The 22,923-nt window shown below is 62.4% G+C and carries 20 protein-coding genes; 14 read left to right on the forward strand and 6 right to left on the reverse strand.

All coding sequences use genetic code 11. The features are described from left to right. Nucleotides 1-26 precede the first annotated feature (26 nt). On the forward strand, nt 27-440 hold the full coding sequence (locus tag BT199_RS20355) for a DUF2269 family protein (RefSeq protein ID WP_014720366.1): 414 nt from the start codon (nt 27-29) through the stop codon (nt 438-440). A gap of 141 nt (nt 441-581) precedes the next feature. Here BT199_RS20355 and BT199_RS20360 read toward each other — a convergent pair whose 3' ends face one another. Further along, on the reverse strand, nt 582-1,238 hold the full coding sequence (locus tag BT199_RS20360; protein WP_054917040.1) for a histidinol-phosphatase: 657 nt from the start codon (nt 1,236-1,238) through the stop codon (nt 582-584). 143 nt (nt 1,239-1,381) lie between these two features. Between BT199_RS20360 and BT199_RS20365 the strand changes: the two genes are divergently transcribed. Further along, nucleotides 1,382-1,861 (forward strand): RNA pyrophosphohydrolase, encoded by a 480-nt coding sequence (locus BT199_RS20365; protein WP_003176750.1) that lies wholly within the window; start codon nt 1,382-1,384, stop codon nt 1,859-1,861. 22 nt (nt 1,862-1,883) lie between these two features. Continuing rightward, nucleotides 1,884-4,163 (forward strand): phosphoenolpyruvate--protein phosphotransferase, encoded by a 2,280-nt coding sequence (ptsP, locus tag BT199_RS20370; RefSeq protein WP_014720364.1) that lies wholly within the window; start codon nt 1,884-1,886, stop codon nt 4,161-4,163. A 230-nt stretch (nt 4,164-4,393) separates the two neighbouring features. Here the strand turns inward: ptsP and BT199_RS20375 are convergent, their stop codons facing one another. After that, the gene (locus BT199_RS20375) at nt 4,394-5,140 is read right to left on the reverse strand and encodes an NRDE family protein (protein ID WP_072435360.1); all 747 of its coding nucleotides are present in this window, start codon (nt 5,138-5,140) and stop codon (nt 4,394-4,396) included. A 216-nt stretch (nt 5,141-5,356) separates the two neighbouring features. Here BT199_RS20375 and lgt point away from each other — a divergent pair, with 216 nt between their 5' ends. Both lgt and BT199_RS20385 read left to right on the forward strand, forming a co-directional pair. Then, entirely contained in the window at nt 5,357-6,169 is an 813-nt protein-coding gene (gene lgt, locus BT199_RS20380) for a prolipoprotein diacylglyceryl transferase (protein ID WP_003195189.1), read from the forward strand. Between the two features lie 51 nt (nt 6,170-6,220). Continuing rightward, nucleotides 6,221-7,054: a thymidylate synthase gene (locus BT199_RS20385; protein ID WP_014720362.1), complete on the forward strand. Its 834-nt coding sequence runs from the start codon at nt 6,221-6,223 to the stop codon at nt 7,052-7,054. A gap of 130 nt (nt 7,055-7,184) precedes the next feature. Here the strand turns inward: BT199_RS20385 and cadR are convergent, their stop codons facing one another. Then, the gene (cadR, locus tag BT199_RS20390) at nt 7,185-7,625 is read right to left on the reverse strand and encodes a Cd(II)/Pb(II)-responsive transcriptional regulator (RefSeq protein WP_003195185.1); all 441 of its coding nucleotides are present in this window, start codon (nt 7,623-7,625) and stop codon (nt 7,185-7,187) included. An 85-nt stretch (nt 7,626-7,710) separates the two neighbouring features. On the opposite strand from cadR, the gene BT199_RS20395 reads away from it, so the two are divergent. The 7 genes from BT199_RS20395 (at nt 7,711) to BT199_RS20430 (ending at nt 16,715) form a co-directional block, all read left to right on the forward strand. After that, a complete protein-coding gene (locus BT199_RS20395; RefSeq protein WP_072435361.1) occupies nt 7,711-9,999 on the forward strand; it encodes a heavy metal translocating P-type ATPase in 2,289 nt (762 codons plus the stop codon). A 16-nt stretch (nt 10,000-10,015) separates the two neighbouring features. After that, nucleotides 10,016-10,879, forward strand: coding sequence for a LysR family transcriptional regulator (locus tag BT199_RS20400; RefSeq protein ID WP_014720360.1), 864 nt, complete (start codon nt 10,016-10,018; stop codon nt 10,877-10,879). Between the two features lie 212 nt (nt 10,880-11,091). After that, complete coding sequence (locus BT199_RS20410) at nt 11,092-12,156, forward strand: putative 2-aminoethylphosphonate ABC transporter ATP-binding protein (protein WP_003195180.1); 1,065 nt, start codon at nt 11,092-11,094, stop codon at nt 12,154-12,156. A gap of 1 nt (nt 12,157) precedes the next feature. Beyond that, nucleotides 12,158-13,870: a putative 2-aminoethylphosphonate ABC transporter permease subunit gene (locus BT199_RS20415; protein ID WP_072435363.1), complete on the forward strand. Its 1,713-nt coding sequence runs from the start codon at nt 12,158-12,160 to the stop codon at nt 13,868-13,870. Nucleotides 13,871-13,893: 23 nt separating this feature from the next. After that, nucleotides 13,894-14,907, forward strand: a complete 1,014-nt coding sequence (locus BT199_RS20420; protein WP_060766847.1) for a putative 2-aminoethylphosphonate ABC transporter substrate-binding protein — start codon at nt 13,894-13,896, stop codon at nt 14,905-14,907. 123 nt (nt 14,908-15,030) lie between these two features. Then, nucleotides 15,031-16,161, forward strand: coding sequence for a TIGR03364 family FAD-dependent oxidoreductase (locus BT199_RS20425; protein WP_072435364.1), 1,131 nt, complete (start codon nt 15,031-15,033; stop codon nt 16,159-16,161). Next, nucleotides 16,158-16,715, forward strand: coding sequence for a phosphonate degradation HD-domain oxygenase (locus BT199_RS20430; RefSeq protein WP_038451874.1), 558 nt, complete (start codon nt 16,158-16,160; stop codon nt 16,713-16,715). The genes BT199_RS20425 and BT199_RS20430 overlap by 4 nt, the downstream gene beginning before the upstream one ends. On the opposite strand, the gene BT199_RS20435 is transcribed toward BT199_RS20430, so the two are convergent. Both BT199_RS20435 and BT199_RS20440 read right to left on the reverse strand, forming a co-directional pair. After that, entirely contained in the window at nt 16,712-18,079 is a 1,368-nt protein-coding gene (locus BT199_RS20435; RefSeq protein ID WP_019817769.1) for a DUF3482 domain-containing protein, read from the reverse strand. The genes BT199_RS20430 and BT199_RS20435 overlap by 4 nt on opposite strands. Then, entirely contained in the window at nt 18,072-19,451 is a 1,380-nt protein-coding gene (locus tag BT199_RS20440; RefSeq protein ID WP_072435365.1) for a DUF2868 domain-containing protein, read from the reverse strand. The genes BT199_RS20435 and BT199_RS20440 overlap by 8 nt, the downstream gene beginning before the upstream one ends. Before the next feature lie 69 nt (nt 19,452-19,520). Between BT199_RS20440 and BT199_RS20445 the strand changes: the two genes are divergently transcribed. Then, nucleotides 19,521-20,033 carry a dihydrofolate reductase gene (locus tag BT199_RS20445; protein WP_019817767.1) on the forward strand — a complete coding sequence of 171 codons (513 nt, stop codon included), beginning with the start codon at nt 19,521-19,523 and terminating at the stop codon, nt 20,031-20,033. Nucleotides 20,034-20,118: 85 nt separating this feature from the next. Here the strand turns inward: BT199_RS20445 and BT199_RS20450 are convergent, their stop codons facing one another. Then, nucleotides 20,119-21,510 (reverse strand): L-cystine transporter, encoded by a 1,392-nt coding sequence (locus tag BT199_RS20450; protein ID WP_014720352.1) that lies wholly within the window; start codon nt 21,508-21,510, stop codon nt 20,119-20,121. A 242-nt stretch (nt 21,511-21,752) separates the two neighbouring features. Here BT199_RS20450 and BT199_RS20455 point away from each other — a divergent pair, with 242 nt between their 5' ends. Continuing rightward, nucleotides 21,753-22,814 carry an HAD family hydrolase gene (locus BT199_RS20455; protein ID WP_014720351.1) on the forward strand — a complete coding sequence of 354 codons (1,062 nt, stop codon included), beginning with the start codon at nt 21,753-21,755 and terminating at the stop codon, nt 22,812-22,814. The last annotated feature ends 109 nt before the right edge of the window (nt 22,815-22,923 follow it).

Genomic DNA, 22,923 nt, shown 5'->3' on the forward strand with positions numbered 1-22,923 from the left:
TGAGCGGCCTATAAGGAATAGAGACCATGGAAACGCTGACCACCCTCAAGGTGATCCACATCACCGCCACCGTATTGCTGCTGCTCAGCGGCCTGGGCCTGGCGGTATTGGCGTGGCGTAAACGCAGCGCCGGCCCGGCCGCGACCGTGCAGCGCCCCTGGGCATTTGTATGGCTGCTGATGGGGATTTGCCTGGTGAGCATGCCCTTCACCGGCTGGTGGCTGGTGCACCTGCTCGGCTGGCCATTGGGGCAAACCTGGATCTTGGGCTCCAGCATCCTCTACACCGTGGCGGCGCTGGCCTGGTTCTGGCTGGTGGCGCGGCTCAATCGGCTGCGCAAGGGCGAGGGCGGGAGCCTGAATTTCACCCTGGTGCTGGCGGTGGTCAGCCTGGTGGGGTTTGTGGCGATTGCCGGGCTTATGGGCGCCAAGCCGGTATAAGAGTGATCGTTCCCACGCTCTGCGTGGTAACGCCGCCACCGCGTTGGCTTCATCGCAGGCAAGCCAGCTCCCACACTTGACCGGATTCCAACATGAAAACAGGGTCAAAATGTGGGAGCTGGCTTGCCTGCGATAGCGTTGTCAGCTGCGCAGCGTAATCACCGGCCAACCCCGTTTCTGGGCCTCAGCACGAAGATTCGGATCCGGATCCACTGCCACCGGGTGCGTTACCTGCTCCAGCAACGGCAAATCATTCATCGAATCGCTGTAGAAGTAGCTGTCTTCCAGGCTATGCCCGGTTTCTTCCAACCAGCGGTTCAAACGCGTCACCTTGCCCTCGCGAAAGCACGGCACATCGGTACTGCGCCCGGTATAGCGGCCATCCACCATTTCGCATTCGGTGGCGATCAGGGTCTCGACGCCCAGGCGGGCGGCAATCGGCGCGGTGACGAAGCGGTTGGTGGCGGTGATGATCACCAGCTTGTCACCGGCGGCGCGGTGCCTGGCCAGCAGTTCAACGGCCTTGGGGAGCATGATGGGCTCGATGCAGTCGCGCATGTAGTCGTTGTGCCACGCGTCCAGCTGGGCCATCTCGGTGCGGCCGAGGATTTCCAGGCAGAAGTTCAAGTAGGCGGCGTTATCCAGCCGCCCGGCCAGGTAGTCCTGGTAGAACTCGTCGTTGCGGGCCTTGTAGGCTACCGCGTCGAGAATCCCGCGTTCACACAGGTAATCGCCCCAGGCGTGATCGCTGTCACCGCCCAGAAGGGTATTGTCCAAGTCGAATAAAGCCAGGCGCATTGCAGTTACTCGCTGAAAAGTCTGTAAAAAGGCGTCCAGAATACGGTCTTTTCACAAGAGTGCACATAAGGTAAGAAGCCTCGTTGCCGCTGGAACAACCTTTGTGGAACAATGCGGCGACATGCGTTTGCGAGGTTGTTGCCGTGATCGACCCCGATGGTTTCCGTCCTAATGTCGGCATTATTCTGACGAATGATGCCGGACAGGTGCTATGGGCTCGCCGAATCAACCAAGATGCCTGGCAGTTTCCTCAAGGTGGAATCAACCCCGACGAAACCCCTGAAGACGCCTTGTACCGTGAGTTGAACGAAGAAGTCGGCCTTGAGCGCGAAGATGTACAAATTCTGGCCTGTACCCGTGGCTGGTTGCGCTATCGTTTGCCGCAACGCCTGGTGCGTACCCACAGCCAACCGCTGTGCATCGGCCAGAAGCAGAAATGGTTTCTTTTGCGCCTGATCTCCAACGAGCAGCGGGTGCGGATGGATTTGACCGGTAAACCGGAGTTCGATGGCTGGCGCTGGGTCAGCTATTGGTATCCGTTGGGCCAGGTGGTGACATTCAAGCGCGAGGTTTATCGTCGCGCTCTCAAAGAGCTTGCCCCGCGCCTTTTAGCGCGCGACTGACGACGGAGTTCGACCCCGAGCCATGCTCAATACGCTGCGCAAGATCGTCCAGGAAGTTAACTCCGCCAAGGATCTCAAGGCGGCGTTGGGGATTATTGTGTTGCGCGTCAAGGAAGCCATGGGCAGCCAGGTCTGCTCGGTTTACCTGCTGGACCCCGAGACCAACCGTTTTGTGCTGATGGCCACGGAGGGCTTGAACAAGCGCTCCATCGGCAAGGTCAGCATGGCGCCCAATGAAGGTCTGGTGGGCCTGGTGGGGACGCGTGAAGAACCCCTGAACCTCGAGAACGCGGCCGATCACCCGCGTTATCGCTACTTTGCCGAAACCGGCGAAGAGCGCTACGCCTCGTTCCTTGGTGCGCCGATCATTCACCACCGCCGCGTTGTCGGCGTATTGGTTATCCAGCAAAAAGAGCGTCGCCAGTTCGACGAAGGCGAAGAAGCCTTCCTGGTGACCATGAGCGCGCAACTGGCCGGGGTTATCGCCCACGCCGAAGCGACCGGCTCGATTCGCGGCCTGGGGCGCCAGGGCAAGGGTATCCAGGAAGCCAAGTTCGTCGGCGTACCGGGTTCGCCAGGCGCTGCGGTGGGTACCGCGGTGGTCATGCTGCCGCCCGCCGACCTCGATGTGGTGCCGGACAAGACCGTCAGTGACATCGACGCCGAAATCAAACTGTTCAAGACCGCCCTCGAAGGCGTGCGCGCCGACATGCGCAACCTGTCGACCAAGCTGGCCACCCAGCTGCGCCCCGAAGAGCGTGCGCTGTTCGACGTGTACCAGATGATGCTCGACGACGCGTCCCTGGGTAACGAAGTCAAGACTGTGATCAAGACCGGCCAGTGGGCCCAGGGCGCGTTACGCCAGGTGGTCACCGATCACGTCAACCGTTTCGAAATGATGGACGACGCCTACCTGCGCGAGCGCGCATCGGATGTACGCGACCTGGGGCGACGTCTGTTGGCGTACCTGCAGGAAGACCGCAGCACCAACATGGTCTTCCCCGATAACACCATTCTGGTCAGTGAAGAGTTGACCGCCACCCAGCTTGGCGAAGTGCCTGAAGGCAAGTTGGTGGGCTTGGTTTCGGTATTGGGTTCGGGTAACTCCCACGTGGCGATCCTGGCCCGGGCCATGGGTATCCCGACGGTGATGGGCCTGGTGGACCTGCCGTACTCCAAGGTCGACGGCATCGACATGATCGTCGATGGGCATCGCGGCGAGGTGTTCACCAACCCCAGCGACGTGCTGCGCAAGCAATACGCCGAGGTGGTGGAAGAAGAGAAGCAACTGGCCCAGGGCCTGGATTCGCTGCGCGAGCTGCCGTGTGTGACCCCCGATGGCCACCGCGTACCGCTGCTGGTCAACACCGGCCTGCTTGCGGATGTAGCCCGTGCGCAACAGCGCGGCGCCGAAGGGGTGGGTCTGTACCGCACCGAAGTGCCGTTCATGATCAACCAGCGTTTCCCGAGCGAGAAGGAGCAGCTGGCGATTTATCGCGAGCAATTGCAAGCCTTCCACCCGTTACCGGTGACGATGCGCAGCCTGGATATTGGCGGCGATAAGTCACTGTCCTATTTCCCCATCAAGGAAGACAACCCCTTCCTTGGCTGGCGCGGTATTCGCGTTACCCTCGACCATCCCGAAATCTTCCTCGTCCAGACCCGCGCCATGCTCAAGGCCAGCGAGGGCTTGAACAACCTGCGCATCCTGCTGCCGATGATCTCCGGCACCCATGAGCTGGAAGAAGCCCTGCACCTGATCCACCGCGCGTGGGGCGAAGTGCGCGATGAAGGCGCCGATGTGCCGATGCCGCCGATTGGCGTGATGATCGAAATACCGGCGGCGGTGTACCAGGCCAAGGAGCTGGCGCGGCAGGTGGACTTCCTGTCGGTAGGCTCCAACGACCTGACCCAGTACCTGCTGGCCGTGGACCGTAACAACCCACGGGTGGCCGACCTCTACGACTACCTCCACCCGGCGGTGCTGCAAGCGCTGCAACACGTGGTGCGCGACGCCCATGCCGAAGGCAAGCCGGTGAGTATCTGCGGCGAAATGGCCGGCGACCCGGCGGCGGCGGTGCTGTTGATGGCGATGGGCTTTGACAGCCTGTCGATGAACGCCACCAACTTGCCGAAAGTGAAGTGGATGCTGCGCCAGGTGGAATTGAGCAGGGCCAAGGATTTGCTCGCCGAGTTGATGACCATCGACAACCCGCAAGTTATCCACAGCTCGCTGCAATTGGCGCTGAAAAACCTGGGGTTGACCCGGATGATCAACCCGGCCTCGGCCAAAACCCTGTAGGAGCGAGCTTCTAGCAGATCGTTCCCGCGCTCTGCGTGGGAAGGCAGCCCTGGACGCTCCGCGTCGGCTTTTAGAGCGTGACGCAGAGCGTCACAAGAGGCGTTCCCACGCAGAGCGTGGGAACGATCAAAGACCCAGGCGCCTTCATCGCAGGCAAGCCAGCTCCCACCTGTGGAATGCATTCCCCTGTGGGAGCTGGCTTGCCTGCGATAGCGGTGGTCCAAGCAGCGCTAAAACATCAGGTCCACCTCACCCAGCCGCCCCCCGTGCGGGCCAAAGCTGCGCTCCAGCATCCGCCGCGTCCCATCGGCATTCACGATCAGCGCTGTGCTCGCCCGTGTCCCATAACTGGGGCTGGCGATAAACACGCTCGACAGCAGGCTTTCGGTCGCCAGGCCTACGCCGGTGTCCGGCAGCTCAGCAAACGGCGCGGTCTGCGGGTCGCTGAGAATCCCCAGCAGTGCCTCAGGCTCGGGGTTCTCCAGCACGGCGCTGAACGCTGCTTTGGCCTTCACTAGCTTCGGCCAGGGCGTATCCAGCCCGGCATTGGCTAATCCATACACGCCAGCCTTCAGCAACGTCGGCTCGGTGTCATTGGCGTTGTAGTGCCACAGCTCATCCCGCGTGCCCACCAGCAGGTTGAACCCGGCATATTCAATCGAGCGGCCGTTCACATCGGCCAAATAATCGTCGATCGGCAGCGAACCGCTGAGAAACCGCGCAACCAGTTCGCCGCGAGACTTGCGTGCCGGTGGCTGGTGCGGGTCGCGGATGTTGGTCAAGGCGGCAAAGCGCCCATCCGCGTTCACCCCCAGCCAGGTGCCCCCGGCCTCCTGATCGCGACCGGCATAAACCTGGGGCACATCCGCCCACTGGGCCAGCGGCAGGCTGGGGCGGGCGTAGAACTCATCGCGGTTGGCCGCGACGATCAGCGGCAGGGCATGGCCCGGTCGCCAGGCGAAAACAATCAGGCACATTGGGTGACCCCTTTTGTGTTTTTGCCACTCTACCCACAGACGCGCCGGTGTTCCATCGTCTCGAAGTTGGGCCGTGCACCTCTGATCCGTTAACATGCCGGGCTATTTGGCGTGTATGTGAACTTCTTAATTTGATCTCGCCGCTGTAACGCAGGCTTAATCGCACATCGGCATGGTCCGGTGCGTCATGACTAAATGTTTTAACGAGGAGTCGCAATGCTGCCTTACCCGCAGATCGACCCGGTGGCCCTGGCCATCGGTCCGCTGAAAATCCATTGGTACGGGTTGATGTACCTGATCGGCATCGGCGGCGCCTGGCTGTTGGCTTCCCGGCGCCTGAACCGTTTCGACCCGACCTGGACCAAGGAGAAGCTCTCCGACATGGTGTTCTGGATGTCGATGGGGGTGATCGTCGGCGGGCGCCTGGGGTATGTGCTGTTCTACGACCTGTCTGCGTATCTCGCCAACCCGACCCTGATCTTCGAAGTGTGGAAGGGCGGCATGGCGTTCCACGGCGGGTTTATCGGCGTGATGATCGCCGCCTGGTGGTTTGGCCGGCGCAATGGCAAGTCGTTCTTCCAGCTGATGGACTTCGTCGCCCCCTTCGTGCCGATCGGCCTGGGTGCTGGGCGCATTGGTAACTTTATCAACGCCGAGCTGTGGGGCAAGCCGACCGACGTGCCGTGGGCGATGGTGTTCCCGCCGTTCAGCGACCCGGCGCAACTGCCGCGCCACCCGTCGCAGCTGTACCAGTTCGCATTGGAAGGTGTGGCGCTGTTCCTTATTCTCTATATCTTCTCGCGCAAGCCACGCCCAACCATGGCCGTGTCGGGCATGTTCGCGCTGTTCTACGGGATTTTCCGCTTTATCGTCGAATTCGTACGGGTACCGGATGCGCAGTTGGGCTACCTGGCATGGGGCTGGCTGACCATGGGTCAGGTGCTTAGCTTGCCAATGATCCTGGCGGGCCTGGGCATGCTGTGGTGGGCGTACAATCGCCCGCAGCCGCTGAAGAACGCCGCGCTTTAAATTCGAATGCCAAGACCAGGAGGTCTTGGCTTCAACGATACGGGTAAAAACATGAAGCAATATCTCGAACTGCTGCAGGACGTCGTGACCAATGGCCTGACCAAGGGCGACCGTACGGGCACCGGCACCAAGGCTGTGTTTGCGCGTCAGTATCGGCATAACCTGGCCGACGGCTTCCCGCTGCTGACCACCAAGAAGCTGCACTTCAAAAGCATCGCCAACGAACTGATCTGGATGTTGAGCGGCAATACCAACATCAAGTGGCTCAACGAAAATGGCGTGAAGATCTGGGATGAGTGGGCCACCGAAGACGGCGACCTGGGCCCGGTCTACGGCGAGCAGTGGACCGCCTGGCCGACCAAGGACGGCGGCACGATCAACCAGATCGACTACATGGTGCACACGCTCAAGACCAACCCCAACAGCCGCCGCATCCTGTTCCACGGCTGGAACGTCGAATACCTGCCGGACGAAACCCAGAGCCCGCAGGAAAACGCGCGTAACGGCAAGCAAGCCCTGCCGCCGTGCCATTTGCTGTACCAGGCGTTCGTGCATGACGGCCATCTGTCGATGCAGCTGTATATCCGCAGCTCCGACGTATTCCTGGGGCTGCCGTACAACACTGCCGCGCTGGCGTTGCTGACCCACATGCTGGCCCAGCAGTGCGACCTGATCCCCCACGAGATCATCGTCACCACGGGCGACACCCACGCCTACAGCAACCACATGGAACAGATCCAGACCCAGTTGGCGCGTACGCCGAAAAAACTGCCGGAACTGGTGATCAAGCGTAAGCCTGCGTCGATCTACGACTACAAGTTCGAAGATTTTGAGATTGTGGGCTACGACGCCGACCCAAGCATCAAGGCCGACGTAGCTATCTAAAGCCTTACTCGGTGAAAAACTGTGGGAGCTGGCTTGCCTGCGATAGCGCAGTGTCAGGCGACATCAATGTCGCGGGCCCGCCGCTATCGCAGGCAAGCCAGCTCCCACATAGGTTTGGTGTTCGCTTGAGTTAATGGCCGTGGCTTCTGCCCACATGCGAAGGCTCGGCCTCGCTGGCCGCAATCCCGCCGCTGACTTCCAACTGCTGCAAGATCCCGCACTGGTTCCCACCGCCGCAACGTTGGCGCAGGTCCAGCAGTTGTTCCTGCAAGGCCAACAACCCGTCGATCCGCGCTTTCACATGGTGGATATGCTCGTCGATCAAGGCATTCACGCTTTCGCATTGGTCCTGGGGGCTGTCGCGCAGACCCAGCAGGCTGCGGATTTCTTCGAGGGTCATGTCCAGGCTGCGGCAGTTGCGAATAAAGGTCAGCCGCTCGGTGTGCGCCTGGGTGTACACGCGGTAGTTGCCGTCGGTGCGTGCCGGGGGCGGCAGCAGGTTTTCCTTCTCGTAATAACGGATGGTTTCCACCGGGCAATCGGTGAGTTTGGCCAGTTCGCCGATCTTCATCGCAGCAATCTCCAAATGGGCGCTTGACCCTATAGTGGCTACAGGGTCTTTACTTGGCAACAGGCACCTTTACGGACGCGACCTGATGAGCCACTCCATTCATACCCCGCACAAGCACGACCACAAGCATGATCACGATCACGATCACGGTCATGATCACAAACATGACCATGGGCCCGCCAAACTCACGCCTGTGGATAACCACGGCCATTCCGGCTCCTGCTGCTCCGGCGCTGCCGGGCCTGCCATCGTGACCCTGAGCGAGGCGCCCACCGCCGGCTCGCGCCTGAGCACCTTCCGTATCGAGGCCATGGACTGCCCTACCGAGCAGACGCTGATCCAGAACAAGCTGGGCAAGCTCGCTGGCGTGCAGCAACTGGAATTCAACCTGATCAACCGCATCCTCGGCGTCACCCATGACCTGCCGAACACCGCGCCGATCATTGAGGCAATCAAGTCCATCGGCATGCAGGCCGACCCTATCGAAGAAGGCAGCCCTGCCGCCGCGCCGCCCGCCAAGAAACATTGGTGGCCGCTGGCGGTGTCGGGCGTGGGTGCCCTGGGGGCCGAAGTGCTGCACTTCACTGGTGTGGCGCCCACCTGGGTAATCGCGCTGGTGGCGTTGGTGTCGATTCTCAGCGGCGGCCTTACCACCTACAAGAAGGGCTGGATTGCCCTGAAGAACTTCAACCTCAATATCAATGCCTTGATGAGCATCGCGGTGACGGGCGCGATCCTGATTGGCCAGTGGCCCGAAGCGGCGATGGTGATGTTCCTGTTCACCGTGGCCGAGTTGATCGAGGCCAAGTCCCTGGACCGTGCGCGCAACGCCATCAGCGGCCTGATGCAGATGACTCCGGAACAGGCCACGGTGCGCCAGGCTGACGGTTCCTGGCTGGAACAGGAGGTCAAAAGCATTGATCTTGGGGCGATTGTGCGGGTAAAGCCTGGCGAGCGCATCGGGCTCGACGGGGAAGTCACGGCCGGCCAGTCCACCATCGACCAGGCACCGATCACCGGGGAAAGCCTGCCGATAGAAAAAACCGTGGGCGATAAAGTGTTTGCCGGCACCATCAACCAGGCCGGCGCCCTGGAGTACAAGGTCACCGCCGCGGCCAACAACTCCACGCTGGCGCGGATCATTCACGCCGTGGAACAGGCTCAAGGGGCACGGGCGCCAACCCAGCGCTTTGTTGACAGTTTCTCCAAGGTCTACACCCCGGCTGTCTTCCTGTTTGCCCTCGGTGTGGCGGTGATTCCGCCGCTGTTCATGGCGGGCGTGTGGTTTGACTGGATCTACCGCGCCCTCGTGCTGCTGGTGGTGGCCTGCCCTTGTGCCTTGGTGATCTCCACCCCGGTGACCATTGTCAGCGGCCTGGCGGCAGCGGCGCGCAAAGGCATCCTGATCAAGGGCGGCGTGTACCTGGAGGGCGGCTACAAGCTCGACTACCTGGCCCTCGACAAGACCGGCACCATCACCCACGGCAAACCGGTGCAAACCGACTACCTGCCGCTGTTCCCGAACATCGAAGACAGCGCGCCGGCCCTGGCGGCCAGCTTGGCATCGCGCTCCGATCACCCGGTGTCCCTGGCGATTGCCAACGCAGCTGTGGATAAAAACCTGTCGACTCACGCTGTGGATAACTTCGAAGCCTTGGCCGGGCGCGGTGTGCGGGGTGATATCAACGGCCAGACCTATCACCTGGGTAACCACCGCCTGGTGGAAGACCTCGGTCTGTGTTCCGAGGCCTTGGAAGAGAAACTCTTTGCTTTGGAAAAACAAGGCAAGTCCGTGGTGTTGCTATTGGACAAGTCTGGCCCGCTGGCGCTGTTTGCCGTGGCCGACACGGTCAAGGAGAGCAGCCGCGAAGCCATTCAGCAGTTGCACGACCTGGGCATCAAGACTCTGATGCTCACTGGCGACAACACCCACACTGCCAAGGCCATTGCGGCCCAGGTGGGTATCGACCAGGCCCAGGGCGACCTGTTGCCCACCGACAAGCTGCAAGCCATCGAAACCCTCTACGGCCAGGGCCATCGGGTGGGCATGGTCGGTGACGGTATCAACGACGCCCCGGCCCTGGCTCGTGCCGAGATCGGCTTTGCCATGGCCGCAGCGGGCACCGATACCGCTATCGAGACCGCCGACGTGGCGCTGATGGACGATGATTTGCGCAAGATTCCGGCTTTCATTCGGTTGTCGCGGCAAACGTCGAGTATCCTCAAGCAGAACATCGCCCTGGCGCTGGTGATCAAGGCGATCTTCCTGGCCGTCACGTTCATGGGCATGGCGACCATGTGGATGGCGGTCTTCGCCGACATGGGCGTGAGCCTGCTGGTGGTGTTCAATGGCCTGCGCCTGGTGCGCAAATAGCGGATGAGAGGGTGGTGTGCTGAGTGCTGAGTTAAAGGCGTTTTTCATGGTCGCCCGCCTGGGCAGCATTACCCAGGCGGCGAAGAAACTCGGCTTGAGCCAGCCCACGGTGACCACCCAGATTCGCAACCTCGAAGGCCACTACGGCGTCGAGTTGTTCTACCGTGGCGGCCGCCGCCTCACCGTCAGCGACGAAGGCGCGCGGCTGTTGCCGATGGTCAAGGCGCTGTTGCAGCAGGAAGCGGATATCGAGTTTTTCCTGCGCAACAACGGCCAGGTCCAGGGTGCGCTGAGAATTGCAGCAACGGCGCCGTATTACATCCTCGATCTGGTCAAAGCCTTTCGCGAGCGCCTGCCCCAGGTGGACGTGTCGGTGGAAATCGGCAATTCCCAACAGGTGCTTGAGGCGTTGGACGATTACCGCGTCGATGTCGCGGCCTCATCGCAATTGCTGGAAGATGCCCGTCTGATCCGCCGCGTGCTGGGCACGGATCCGCTGGTGCTGGCGGTGCACCGCAATCACCCGTTGGCCAAGCTCGATCACGTACCGTTGAGCGCGCTTATCGGGCACACCTTGCTGATGCGTGAAGCGGGCTCCACCACCCGCCGGCTGACGGAAGAGATGTTGAAGAACGCCGGCGTGGGGTACGGGCCGTTGCTGGAGATTGGCAGCCGTGAGTCGATTCGCGAGGCGGTGCTGCGCAACATCGGCATCAGCATCATCGCCCGCCAGGAAGTGCCCCATGACCCGCAGTTGCGCGTGCTGACCATCGAGAATGCACCGCAGATTCCGGAGTATCTGTATTGCCTCAAGGAGCGCAAAGGTGCGCGCCTGCCGGCGGCTTTCCTTGGCCTGGCCCAGGAAATGTCACCCCTCTGATCGTTCCCACGCTCCGCGTGGGAACGCCGCCCAGGACGCTCCGCGTCCGTGACGCGGAGCGTCACTAGAGACATTCCCACGCAGAGCGTGGGAACGATCATGAGTCCTACACAAATCCACCAATACCACTATCACCCCGTTTTGCCTTCCTGCCACACCCGCTACGCATTCCCTCCCTAGCATGGCCTTCATCCGTTCGATGAGGTGCCACCATGCACACAGCCCTGACCCAACCCGGCGCACCGATGAAAGTGCGCGCAATCCAGAAACGCTTTGGCGCCTTCACTGCGCTGGACAACGTCTCCCTGGACGTCGCCGCCGGCGAGCTGGTGTGCCTGCTGGGCCCGTCCGGCTGTGGCAAGACCACGCTGCTGCGCTGCATCGCCGGCCTGGAGCGCCAGGACAGCGGTGAGCTTTACCTGGGCGAGCGCGACGTGTCCCTGCTGCCACCCCAGGCGCGGGACTACGGCATCCTGTTCCAGTCCTATGCGTTGTTTCCCAACCTCAGCGTTGAAGCGAACATCGGCTACGGCCTCACCGGCAGCGGCCGCGATGAAGTGCGCAAGCGGGTCGCGCAGATGCTTGAGCTGGTGGGCCTGGTGGGCAGCGAAAAGAAGTACCCCGGCCAACTCTCCGGCGGCCAGCAACAGCGCGTCGCCCTGGCCCGCGCACTGGCGCCGGCGCCGTCGTTATTGCTGTTGGATGAGCCGATGTCGGCCCTCGATGCCCGGGTGCGCGAGCACCTGTGCACCGAGCTGCGTCAACTGCAGCGGCGCTTGGGTATCACCACCTTGATGGTGACCCACAACCAGGACGAAGCCATGTTGATGGCCGACCGCATTGCCGTGATGAATAACGGCAAGGTCGAGCAGTACGCCACGCCTCAGGAAATCTACGACCGCCCGGCCACGCCGTTCGTGGCGGAGTTTGTCGGCCAGGGCAACTGGTTGCCGTTCAGCCGTAACAGCGCCAGCCATGCCCAGGTGGGTGGGTTGAACATGCGCCTGGCTGAGGATGCGGGTGTCGCCCAGTCCGGCCGCTTGTTCTGCCGCCCCGAAGCCATTTGCGTCAACCCGCCGGTGCATGAAGAAAACCTGTTCCCGGCCAAGGTTCGCGAGATCACCTTTCTCGGCAACCGCTGCCGCATGAGCTTTGAGCTGGAACAATTGCCGGGCCATCCGTTGCTGGCTGAACTGGCGCCGGAAGCGATGCCGCGCCTGGGCGCCCAGGACATCTGGGTGGCGTTGCCGCCGCGCAGCCTGCAGGTGTTTGCCTGAGATGGGGGCGGTGATGACATTGCCGGTACCGCGCCAGGTGTCCCGCGCCGAGTGGGGCGACCGCCTCTTCGTGGTCGGCGGCAAGTGGCTCTGGCTGGGCCTGTTAGTGGTGGCGGTGCTGTTGCCGCTGTTGGCGATCTTCTGGCGCGGCTTCAGCAGCGAAGCCGGGCAGGGCGGTGGGCTGGTGGCCGCGCGCGAACTGCTGAGCAGCGCCAACTTCCACTGGTTGCTGGGCAATAGCCTGAAAGTTTCCCTCAGTGTGGCGGCCATCGTCGTGCCGCTGGCCTACTTGTTTGCCTATGCCCTGCAACGCACGCTGATCCCCGGCAAGTCCACCTGGCGCGGCCTGTCCTTGCTGCCGTTGATGGCGCCGTCGATGCTGCCGGGCATTGCCCTGGTTTATCTGTTCGGCAACCAGGGCCTGCTGCGCGGCTTGTTCTCGGAGAATATCTATGGGTTCTGGGGCATTGTGCTCGGTGAGGTGATCTACACCTTTCCCCATGCCTTGATGATTTTGCTGTCGGCGTTGTCCCTGGCGGATGCGCGTTTGTTCGACGCCGCTTCGAGCATGGGCGCCAGCCCGGCCCGGGCGTTTCGCAGCATTACCTGGCCGGCCACGCGCCAGGCGGTGTTCGCCGCGTTTTGCCTGGTGTTCACCCTGACTATCACCGACTTCGGGGTACCGGTGGTGGTGGGCGGTGATTACCAGGTGCTGGCGCTGGAGGCCTACAAGGCGGTGGTGGGCCAGCAACAGTTCGGTCGCGGCGCGTTGATCGGCATGGTGTTGCTGCTGCCGGCGCTGTTCAGCTTTGGCGTGGATGCCTGGTTGCGCCGTCGGCATGGCGACGCGATGAGCGGCCGCGCCCAGGTGTTCCAGCCAGCGCCATCGCGGCTGCGCGACGGCTGCTACCTGGCCATCGTGCTGCTGATCTGCGCGGCGTTGCTGCTGGTGTTCGGCATGGCGGTGTACTCCTCGCTGGTGAAATTCTGGCCGTACAACCTGTCGCTGTCGCTCAACCACTACCAGTTCGAAGACACCGCCGGCGGCGGCTGGTTGGCCTATCGCAACAGCCTGACCATGGCGCTGTGCACCGCGTTGATCGGCAGCGTGCTGATTTTCACCGGCGCCTACCTGATGGAAAAGACCAAGGGCCAGAAGAACCTCAACCTGGCGCTGCGCATGCTCAGCTTCGTGCCGATGGCCGTGCCGGGCCTGGTCCTGGGGCTGGGCTACGTGTTCTTCTTCAACCTCAACGGCAACCCGCTGCATGTGTTGTACGGCAGCATGGCGTTGCTGGTGGTGTGCACCATTGCGCACTACCTGACCACCGCGCAGATGACTGCGACCACCGCCTTGCGCCAGTTGGACGCCGAGTTCGAAGCCGCCGCGTTGTCCCTCAAGGCACCGTTGTACCGCCATTATCTGCGCGTCACGGTGCCGATCTGTCTGCCGGCGCTGCTGGACATCCTGCGCTACCTGTTTGTCTCGGCGATGACCACCGTGTCCGCCGCGATTTTCCTCTACAGCCCCGACACCATCCTCGCCGCCGTCGCCGTGCTGAACATGGACGACGCCGGCAATGTGGGCGGTGCGGCGGCCATGTCGACCCTGATCTTGTTCACTTCGGCCAGCGTCTCGCTGCTGCTGGCGTGGGCCTCACGTGGCGCGCTGCGCCGCTCCCAAGCCTGGCGCCAGCGCGCACCTGGCCAATAAAACATCCCTGAAGGAGGTGCTCCATGTTCAAGCCCCTGGCGCTGGTCGCTGCAGTCCTCACGGCATTCAGTCTGAATGCCTTCGCCAAGACCGAGTTGACCGTGTACACGGCCCTTGAAGCCGAACAATTGAAGACCTACAAAAAAGCTTTCGAACAGGCCAACCCCGACGTCGAGATCAAGTGGGTGCGCGACTCCACCGGCATCATCACCGCCAAACTGCTGGCCGAGAAAGACCGCCCCCAGGCTGACGTGGTGTGGGGCCTGGCCGCCTCCAGCCTGGCGATCCTCGATCAGCAAGGCATGCTCGACAACTACGCGCCCAAGGACTTGGACAAGATCGGCAAAAACTACCGCGACGCCGCCAACCCTCCGGCCTGGGTCGGCATGGACGTGTGGGCCGCCACCCTCTGCTTCAACACCGTCGAAGCCGAGAAGCAGGGCCTCACCAAACCGGTGAGCTGGCAGGACCTGACCAAGCCCGAATACAAGGGCAAGATCGTGATGCCTAACCCGGCGTCTTCAGGCACCGGCTTCCTGGATGTCAGCGCCTGGCTCCAGACCTTCGGCGAGAAGCAAGGCTGGCAGTACATGGACGACTTGCACCAGAACATCGGCCAGTACGTTCACTCCGGCTCCAAGCCGTGCAAGTTGGCGGCGTCCGGTGAGTTTCCGATTGGTATTTCTTTCGAATACCCGGCGGTTCAGCTCAAGCGCCAGGGCGCGCCGCTGGACATCATCCTGCCCAAGGAAGGCCTGGGCTGGGACATCGAAGCCACCGCCGTGATCAAAGGCACGGCCCATGCCGAGGCGGCGAAAAAACTCGCTGACTTCTCCGCCAGCACCGCGGCGATGGATCTGTACAAGGACAACTTCGCCGTGCTCGCGCAACCGGGAATCGCCAAGCCACAGACCGAATTGCCGGCCGACTATGAGCAACGGTTGATCAAGAACGACTTTGTCTGGGCTTCCAAGAACCGTGACAGCATCTTGGCCGAATGGCGTAAGCGTTATGACGGCAAGTCGGAAAAACAGTAACCGATCGTTCCCACGCTCCGCGTGGTAACGCCGCTCTGGACGCTCCGCGTCCGCTTTTAAAGGTCGTGACGCGGAGCGTCACCGGATGGATTCCCACGCGGAGCGCGGGAACCAGAGGACAGTATGAGTAGTGATCTGTTAGTCGTCGGCGCCGGCATCCTCGGTCTCTCCCACGCCTATGCCGCCGCCAGGCGCGGCCTCAAGGTCAAGGTGTTCGAGCGCAGCGCCACGCCATTGGGCGCCTCAGTGCGCAACTTCGGCCAGGCGCTGGTCACCGGTCAACCACCAGGGCCAATGCTCGACCTGGCGCGGGAAAGCCGCGAAATATGGGGCCAGTGGGCGCAAGCGGCGGGCCTGGCGCTCAAACGCAATGGCTCGTACCTGTTCGCCCGCACCGAAGCCGAAGAGCATCTGCTCGAAGCCTTCTGCGCCGGGCGCGCGCGGGAGCACGGCTACAACGTCGAGCTGCTGCAGGGCGCTGTCATGAACGACCTGTACGCCGGCCAGTTCCGCCATCACCGCGCCGCACTGCATGGCAAGGACGACCAGCAACTGTATTCCCGCGAGGCCATCCCGGCGCTGATCCATTACCTGAGCCAGGCGCTTAACGTGGAGTTTCACTTCTCTACCCTGGTGCGCGAGGTTGAACCGGGCCAGTTGCACAGCACGGCAGGCCGCTTTCGCGGCGAGCAGATCATTGTTTGCTCCGGCCACGACTATCAAACCCTGCTGGCCGACGCCATCGCCGCGCTCAACCCGCAAACCTGTCACCTGCAAATGCTGCGCGCCCGGCCAGTGCTCAACCTGAACCTGCAACATGCCTTGCTCACCGGCTTGAGCTGCGTGCACTACGGCGCCTTTGCCGACCTGCCGGAAGCGGCCGCCGTGCAGGCGCAGATCTTGCGCGAAACGCCGTACCTGCACGAGCACGGCATTCACCTGTTGATCAGCCCTACGCCCCATGGCGAGTTGATCATCGGTGACTCCCACCATTACGACAGCGATCCGTCGCCCTTCAACGCCGAGCAGGTGGATGACTGGCTGATCGAACTGGCGCAACAGACCCTGGGTTGCAAGGTCCAAGTGGTGGAGCGCTGGCAGGGCGTCTACGGTTCGCGCGGGCCTGGGCCGTTTTCGTTTGTGCAGGCGGCACCTGGCGTCAGCGCTGCCTTGATGCACACCGGCGTAGGGATGAGCGTGGGGCCGGCGATGGCCGAGCGTAATATCAGCACACTGTGGGGCGCGACGCGATGAGCCCGGAACAGGCGATTGACCAGGTGTTTGGCTTGTACGAGCAACATGGCACGGCTGACTACATCGGCGAGCCGGTGTCGCAAATCGAGCACATGTCCCAGGCCGCGCAATTGGCCATGGCCGAAGGTTTTGACGACGAGGTGGTGCTGGCGGCGTTTTTCCACGACATCGGCCATCTCTGCGGCCAGGGCGGCGCGAACATGGGCGGTTATGGCGTGGTCAGCCACGAGCGGCTGGGCGCCGATTACCTGCGCCGGGCAGGCTTCAGCGAACGCCTGGCCAGGCTGGTGGAATACCACGTCCAGGCCAAGCGTTACCTGACCTTCAGCCAACCGGACTATTTCGCCCGCTTGAGCGAAGCCAGCCGTCGCACTCTGGCTTACCAAGGCGGCGTCATGAGCGCAGAAGAGGCTCGGACCTTTGAGCAAGACCCGTTGTATGCCGTGAGCTTGCGTATGCGCCACTGGGACGAGCAGGCCAAGCAAATGCAGGTGCCGGTGCTGGACCTTGAGGTGCTTAAGGCCAAGGCCCGGCAGGTGCTGATGACTGCTTAGGTCTCGTCGAGGCGCATGGCAAGGGCTTCGACCTGTTCTTGACGCTCGGCCTGGCTTAGTTTGGCGTGGGGATTGAGGGACGACCATTGCGGATAGGCGCGGGCCTTGTTCAAGGCGTCGGGCAGTTTGCCCTCGCGCCAGGTTTTGTCCTGGGGTGTGTCGACCTTGATGCTGTGCATTGCCGCATGACCGCGCAGGTTCAGGGCCTTGAGCAACTGGCGCTGGCGCAGGGCGAGCAGGCGCAGCACGCTGTCATCGACGGTGAGTTCGCGTTGGCCCTTGATCTTGCCCATCAGGCGGCTGCCGTAGCTGCGCGCGGTTTGCAGCGCACCGCCGGCAATCGCGCCCGCCAGGGCAGCAGCGCCCAGCGTCAGGCCGCCGACCAGGAGGTCCACGCCCGCACCGGCGGCTGCGCCGGCGGCGATCCCGCCACCCACCCGCACGCCCAGTTGCTTGAGGGTTTCGGGGTTGAACAGGTCGTCGCCCCAGCGCCCATCCAGTAGCGGCAGGTCGCTGGCCGCCGCGTCCTGTGGGCGAAAGCCGTACAGCTTGAGCAGGGCATCAACACACTTTTGTTCCCGTTGGCGCACCGCTTTGCGCAAATCGCCGATGGCTTGCTGCTCATCTTCGGTGAGGACACTGCGACGGCAGGCCGCGCAGTCGATCAACAGTTCGGCGATCAAGCGGGCGGCGCTTTGCTGGCGGGCCTGGCGCTGGGCTTCTTGATCGAGGATCAGGCGTTCCAACTGCGGCCGTGAGTTTTCCAGCAGCAGGGCCAGGCTTTCATACAGCCGGCGTTCGCCGTCTTCGGGCGGTGCCACGCTGTCGAAACGCACCAGCGCATGCAGGCCAAGGCGGGCCAGGGCTTCGCGCCAGTCCGGTTCGCGGTGGTCGCTGCTGCTGACGAAATTGAGCACCGGCAACAACGGCTTGCCACAACTGGCCAGCACTTGCAGCTCGTCGCGGTACTTGGCCAGCACCGGCTCCCGGGCGTCGATCACGTACAGGCCGGCATCGGAGGCCAGCAACTGGCGCAACACCTTGGCTTCCTGTTCGAAACGCTGGCGCGCCTCGCTGCCTTCCAGGAAACGCGCCAGCCGCGCAGGGCCATCCAGGCGTTCGCCGGGGCGGTCGAGGCGCTCCAGGTAATCGAGCAGGGCGATGGCGTCTTCCAGGCCGGGGGTGTCGTACAGCTCCAGCAAGGCTTCGCCATCTACCGATAGGCGCGCACCTTCCACATGTCGCGTGGTACTGGGGCGGTGGGACACTTCGCCAAAGCCGACATCGCGGGTGAGGGTGCGCAACAGTGAGGTTTTGCCCACGTTGGTATGGCCGACCACGGCGAGTTTCAGCGGTTTAGTCATGACCGGTCTCCAGCCAGCTCAGCGGCGCACAATCGGCAAACGACACTTCAAGCTGTTGCAACGCGGCATGCCAGTCGCCCAGGCGCTCGGCGTCCAGCGCCTGGCCCGGTGGTGCCTGCAGCAGCCATACGCGGGTGTCGGTGGCGCTGCGTGCCAGCTCGGCGATCAGCGCCAGGCTGCCACGGTCGGGCGAGCGGCGCGGGTCACAGGCGATGGCCAGGCGCGCGGGTGGGAAACGGCTGAGTTGCTCCAGCAGTTTGTGGCGTGATTCGCGGCTGTCGAGGATGCCGGCGTTCTTGACGTTGGCAGGCAGTTTAGGGGGCCAAGGGTGTTGGTCGTCGAGTTCGATGGCGACCAGCAAGGCGCCATCACTCTGCAGCTCACTTGCGCCGCCGCTGATCGGGTGCAGGTGTTCGGGCGCCACATCGTTGACCCCCAGGCGCTCGCTGCTGGGCATCAGGCGTTCGCGCAGTTGGGCGTAGCCGGGCAGGTTGAGGTCCAGGCGCAACGCTGCGCGCCCGCGTTTCCATCGCCACAGGCACAGCAAGGCAAGGATCAACCGCGGCAGCAGGCCGTAGACCAGCAACACGCCCACCAGCCAGGCCGCCCAGGCCTGGCGGGCGCTTTCGATATTCAGCGCGGAGTCGCCGCTGGCGCGGATCATCTCCACGCTGGGCACATTGAAACCGAGCAGCGCCGGGAGTGTGCCAAGGGCCTGGGTCACGGCGACAAAGGTATCGGCGCCGAGTATGGTGGTTTCCCACACAAACCCGTAGCGGCGGGTGGCAAGCAGGGTCAGCAGGATCACCAGGGCGCTGAGCAAGGCCAGCAACCACAAGCTGTTGACCAGCACACCCACCGCCCAGCGATTGAGTTTTTGCCGTTGCAGCAACAGCAACAATGCTGGGGCCAGTTGCGCGGCCTTGGCGTCACGCGCCAGTTTCTCGCTGAGCCACAACCACAGCCGGCCAAGGCTGGCGCTGTGTTCACCGGCAAACAGCAGGCCCAGGGCCCAACTGATCAGCAAGATCAGGTTCAGGCCGAGCAGGCTGCCCAAGGCCCAGAACACATTCACCGGGGCCAGGCCATTGCCCAGCGCGGCGAACGCCAAACCGGCGCCACTGATGACGGCGACCACCGCCAGTAACACCAGGGCCAGGCGTGCGCCTTGCAGCCAGCGGCTGAGCGCGGCGGCCAAACCATCGCGCTCGGCCAGGTGCAGCGCACGCTGCTGGATGCGCGAGGGCAGGTCGCCCCCGGCGGTGCGGGCCAGGCGGTTGGCTTCCAGGTCTTCCAGGGGGCCGGCGTGTTCTTCGCGCAGGCGCACGGTTTCTGTCAGCCAAAGTCTGTGCAGCGGGTTCAGTGCAGTCACGCGCCGTCCTGTCGAGTTGATGAGGTTGGAGCATAACCGCTGGCTCGCCGCTCTGGTATTCTCGTCGCCATGAAAAAAACACTCCCTTTAAGCCTGATCGCAGCCCTCGGTGAAAACCGTGTGATCGGCGTCGACAACAGCATGCCCTGGCATTTGCCGGGGGATTTCAAATATTTCAAGGCCACCACGCTCGGCAAGCCGATCATCATGGGGCGCAAGACCTGGGACTCCCTGGGCCGACCGCTGCCGGGGCGCTTGAACCTGGTGGTCAGCCGTCAGACCGATCTTGTGCTGGAAGGTGCGCAAGTGTTTCCGTCACTGGACGCAGCGGTAGAGCGGGCTGAGGAGTGGGCCAAGGCGCAAGGCGTGGACGAGCTGATGCTGATCGGCGGCGCGCAGTTGTATGCGCAGGGGCTGGAACAGGCCGATCGCTTGTACCTGACCCGCGTGGCGCTGAGCCCGGAAGGGGATGCGTGGTTTCCAGAGTTTGATATGAACCAGTGGAAGCTGGTGTCGAATGTCGAGAATCCGGCTGAAGGTGATAAGCCGGCCTACAACTTCGAAGTGTGGGAAAAAGCCTAAAAGCATCGCAGGCAAGCCAGCGCCCACAGTTTGATGTGTGAATACATTCAAATGTGGGAGCTGGCTTGCCTGCTATAGCGGTCTATCAGACCTGCGCTAACTCGGCATGCTCATCGGCATCCAGCAAGGCCTTATCCGTCTGCCCCATGATCTGGCTGGTAATCGCCCCCGCCGTCATCGAACCATTGACGTTCAACGCCGTGCGGCCCATGTCGATCAGCGGTTCCACGGAAATCAACAGCGCCACCAGTGACACCGGCAAGCCCATGGCGGGCAGCACGATCAGCGCGGCAAAGGTCGCACCGCCGCCTACGCCGGCAACGCCCGCCGAACTCAAGGTCACAATCGCCACCAGGGTTGCGATCCACAGCGGGTCCAGCGGGTTGATGCCCACGGTCGGCGCGACCATCACCGCCAACATGGCAGGGTAAAGACCGGCGCAGCCGTTCTGGCCGATGGTCGCGCCAAACGAGGCGGCGAAACCGGCGATGGATTGCGGAATGCCCAGGCGACGGGTCTGCGCTTCAATGCTCAGCGGGATGCTTGCAGCGCTGGAGCGGCTGGTAAAGGCAAAGGTCAGTACCGGCCACACCTTGCGGAAGAAGCGCAGCGGGTTGATCCCGGCCAGGGACAGCAGCAGGCCGTGCACCACGAACATCAGGCCCAGGGCCAGGTACGACACCACCACGAAACTGCCCAGCTTGATGATGTCTTGCAGGTTGGAACCGGCGACCACTTTGGTCATCAGCGCCAGCACGCCGTAGGGGGTCAGCTTCATCACCAGGCGCACCAGGCGCATCACCCAGGCTTGCAGGGTGTCGATGGCGTTAAGGACTTTCTGGCCTTTTTCCACGTCGTCCTTGAGCAGTTGCAGCGCGGCAACTCCAAGGAACGCGGCGAAAATCACCACGCTGATGATCGACGTCGGCTTGGCCCGGGCCAGGTCGGCGAACGGGTTGGCCGGCACGAACGACAGCAGCAACTGCGGGATATTCAGGTCGGCAACCTTGCCAGCGTAATCACTCTGGATCACTTGCAGGCGCGCCATTTCCTGGGTGCCGGCCACCAAGCCTTCGGCGGTGAGGCCGAACAGGTTGGTCAGGCCGATGCCGATCAGCGCCGCGATGGCCGTGGTGAACAGCAGCGTGCCGATGGTCAGGAAGCTGATCTTGCCCAGGGACGAGGCGTTGTGCAGGCGCGCCACGGCACTGAGGATCGAGGCGAACACCAGCGGGATCACGATCATTTGCAGCAGCTGCACATAGCCGTTGCCGACCAGGTCAAACCAGCCGATGGAGGCTTTGAGCACCGGGTTGCCGTCGCCATAGATCGTGTGCAACGCCGCGCCGAACAGCACGCCCAGCACCAGGGCGAACAGCACCTTCTTGGCCAGGCTCCAGTTAGTACGGCGAGTTTGTGCCAGGCCCAGCAACAGGGCCACGAACACCAATAAATTGAGAATCAGGGGCAGATTCATTGAAGCTCCGTTGAGAAAGCAGCCAATCGCGTGAGCCTGCGATTGCGAACCGGGAAGCCTAACAGCTTGAAATATATTGATTTAATACCGATATGGAATGGGGACTGTCGTTTTTGGAATAAGCATTTGACGCTCAGGCGTATGCCCTTGGCGTGATCACGACGTCCCTGGTCGCGCTCGGGCGATAACTGTCATACGGATTTGTTAGCGTCGATGTCTTTCACTTGAGGGAGACAACGCCTATGAAGCTCGCGCCGAAACTATTGGTATCCGCCGCCTTTTGCCTCGGGCTCGCCAGCCAGGCGTTTGCCGCCACCGAGTTGAAACACTGGCCGGCACCTGCCGCCAAACAACTCAACGAAATGATCGCCGCCAATGCCAACAAGGGTAACTACGCGGTGTTCGACATGGACAACACCAGCTACCGCTATGACCTTGAAGAGTCGCTGCTGCCGTTCATGGAAAACAAGGGCCTGATCACCCGCGAAACCATGGACCCTTCGCTCAAGCTTATCCCCTTCAAAGACACCGCCGACCACAAGGAAAGTCTGTTCAGCTACTACTATCGCCTGTGCGAAGTCGACGACATGGTCTGCTACCCCTGGGTTGCGCAGATTTTTTCCGGCTTCACCCTCAAGGAACTCAAAGTGCAGGTCGACGAACTGATGGCCTCCGGCAAGCCCGTGCCGGTCAGCTATTTCGAAGGCGACGTGGTGAAAAAATCCGAGGTACAGCCGCCGAAAGTCTTCACCGGCCAGGCCGAGCTGTACAACAAACTGATGGAAAACGGCATCGAGGTCTATGTGATGACCGCCGCGTCCGAGGAGCTGGTGCGCATGGTCGCGGCTGATCCGAAGTACGGCTACAACGTCAAACCCGAGAACGTCATCGGCGTGACCACGATGCTCAAGGACCGCAAGACCGGCGAGCTGACCACCGCACGCAAACAGATCACTGCCGGCAAGTATGACGAGAAGAGCAACCTCGGCCTGGAACTGACCCCCTACCTGTGGACCCCGGCGACCTGGATGGCCGGTAAGCACGCGGCGATCCTCACCTACATCGACGAATGGAAAAAACCAGTGATTGTCGGCGGTGACACACCGACCAGCGATGGCTACATGCTGTTCCACGATGTGGACGTGGCCAAGGGCGGCATCCACCTGTGGATCAACCGCAAAGACAAGTACATGACCCAACTCAACGGCATGATCGCCAAGCACGCGGCGGCGCAAGCCAAGGAAGGGTTGCCGGTGACGGCGGACAAGAACTGGGTGATCGTGAAACCGGAGGAGATTCAGTAAAGAGCCTTAAGTCGAAGTGCAGTCACTGTGGGAGCTGGCTTGCCTGCGATGCAGACACCTCGGTACTTCATGTACTCCGAGGTGATGCAATCGCAGGCAAGCCAGCTCC

This window comes from Pseudomonas sp. NFR02, assembly GCF_900119375.1.
Lineage (GTDB): Bacteria > Pseudomonadota > Gammaproteobacteria > Pseudomonadales > Pseudomonadaceae > Aquipseudomonas > Aquipseudomonas paracarnis.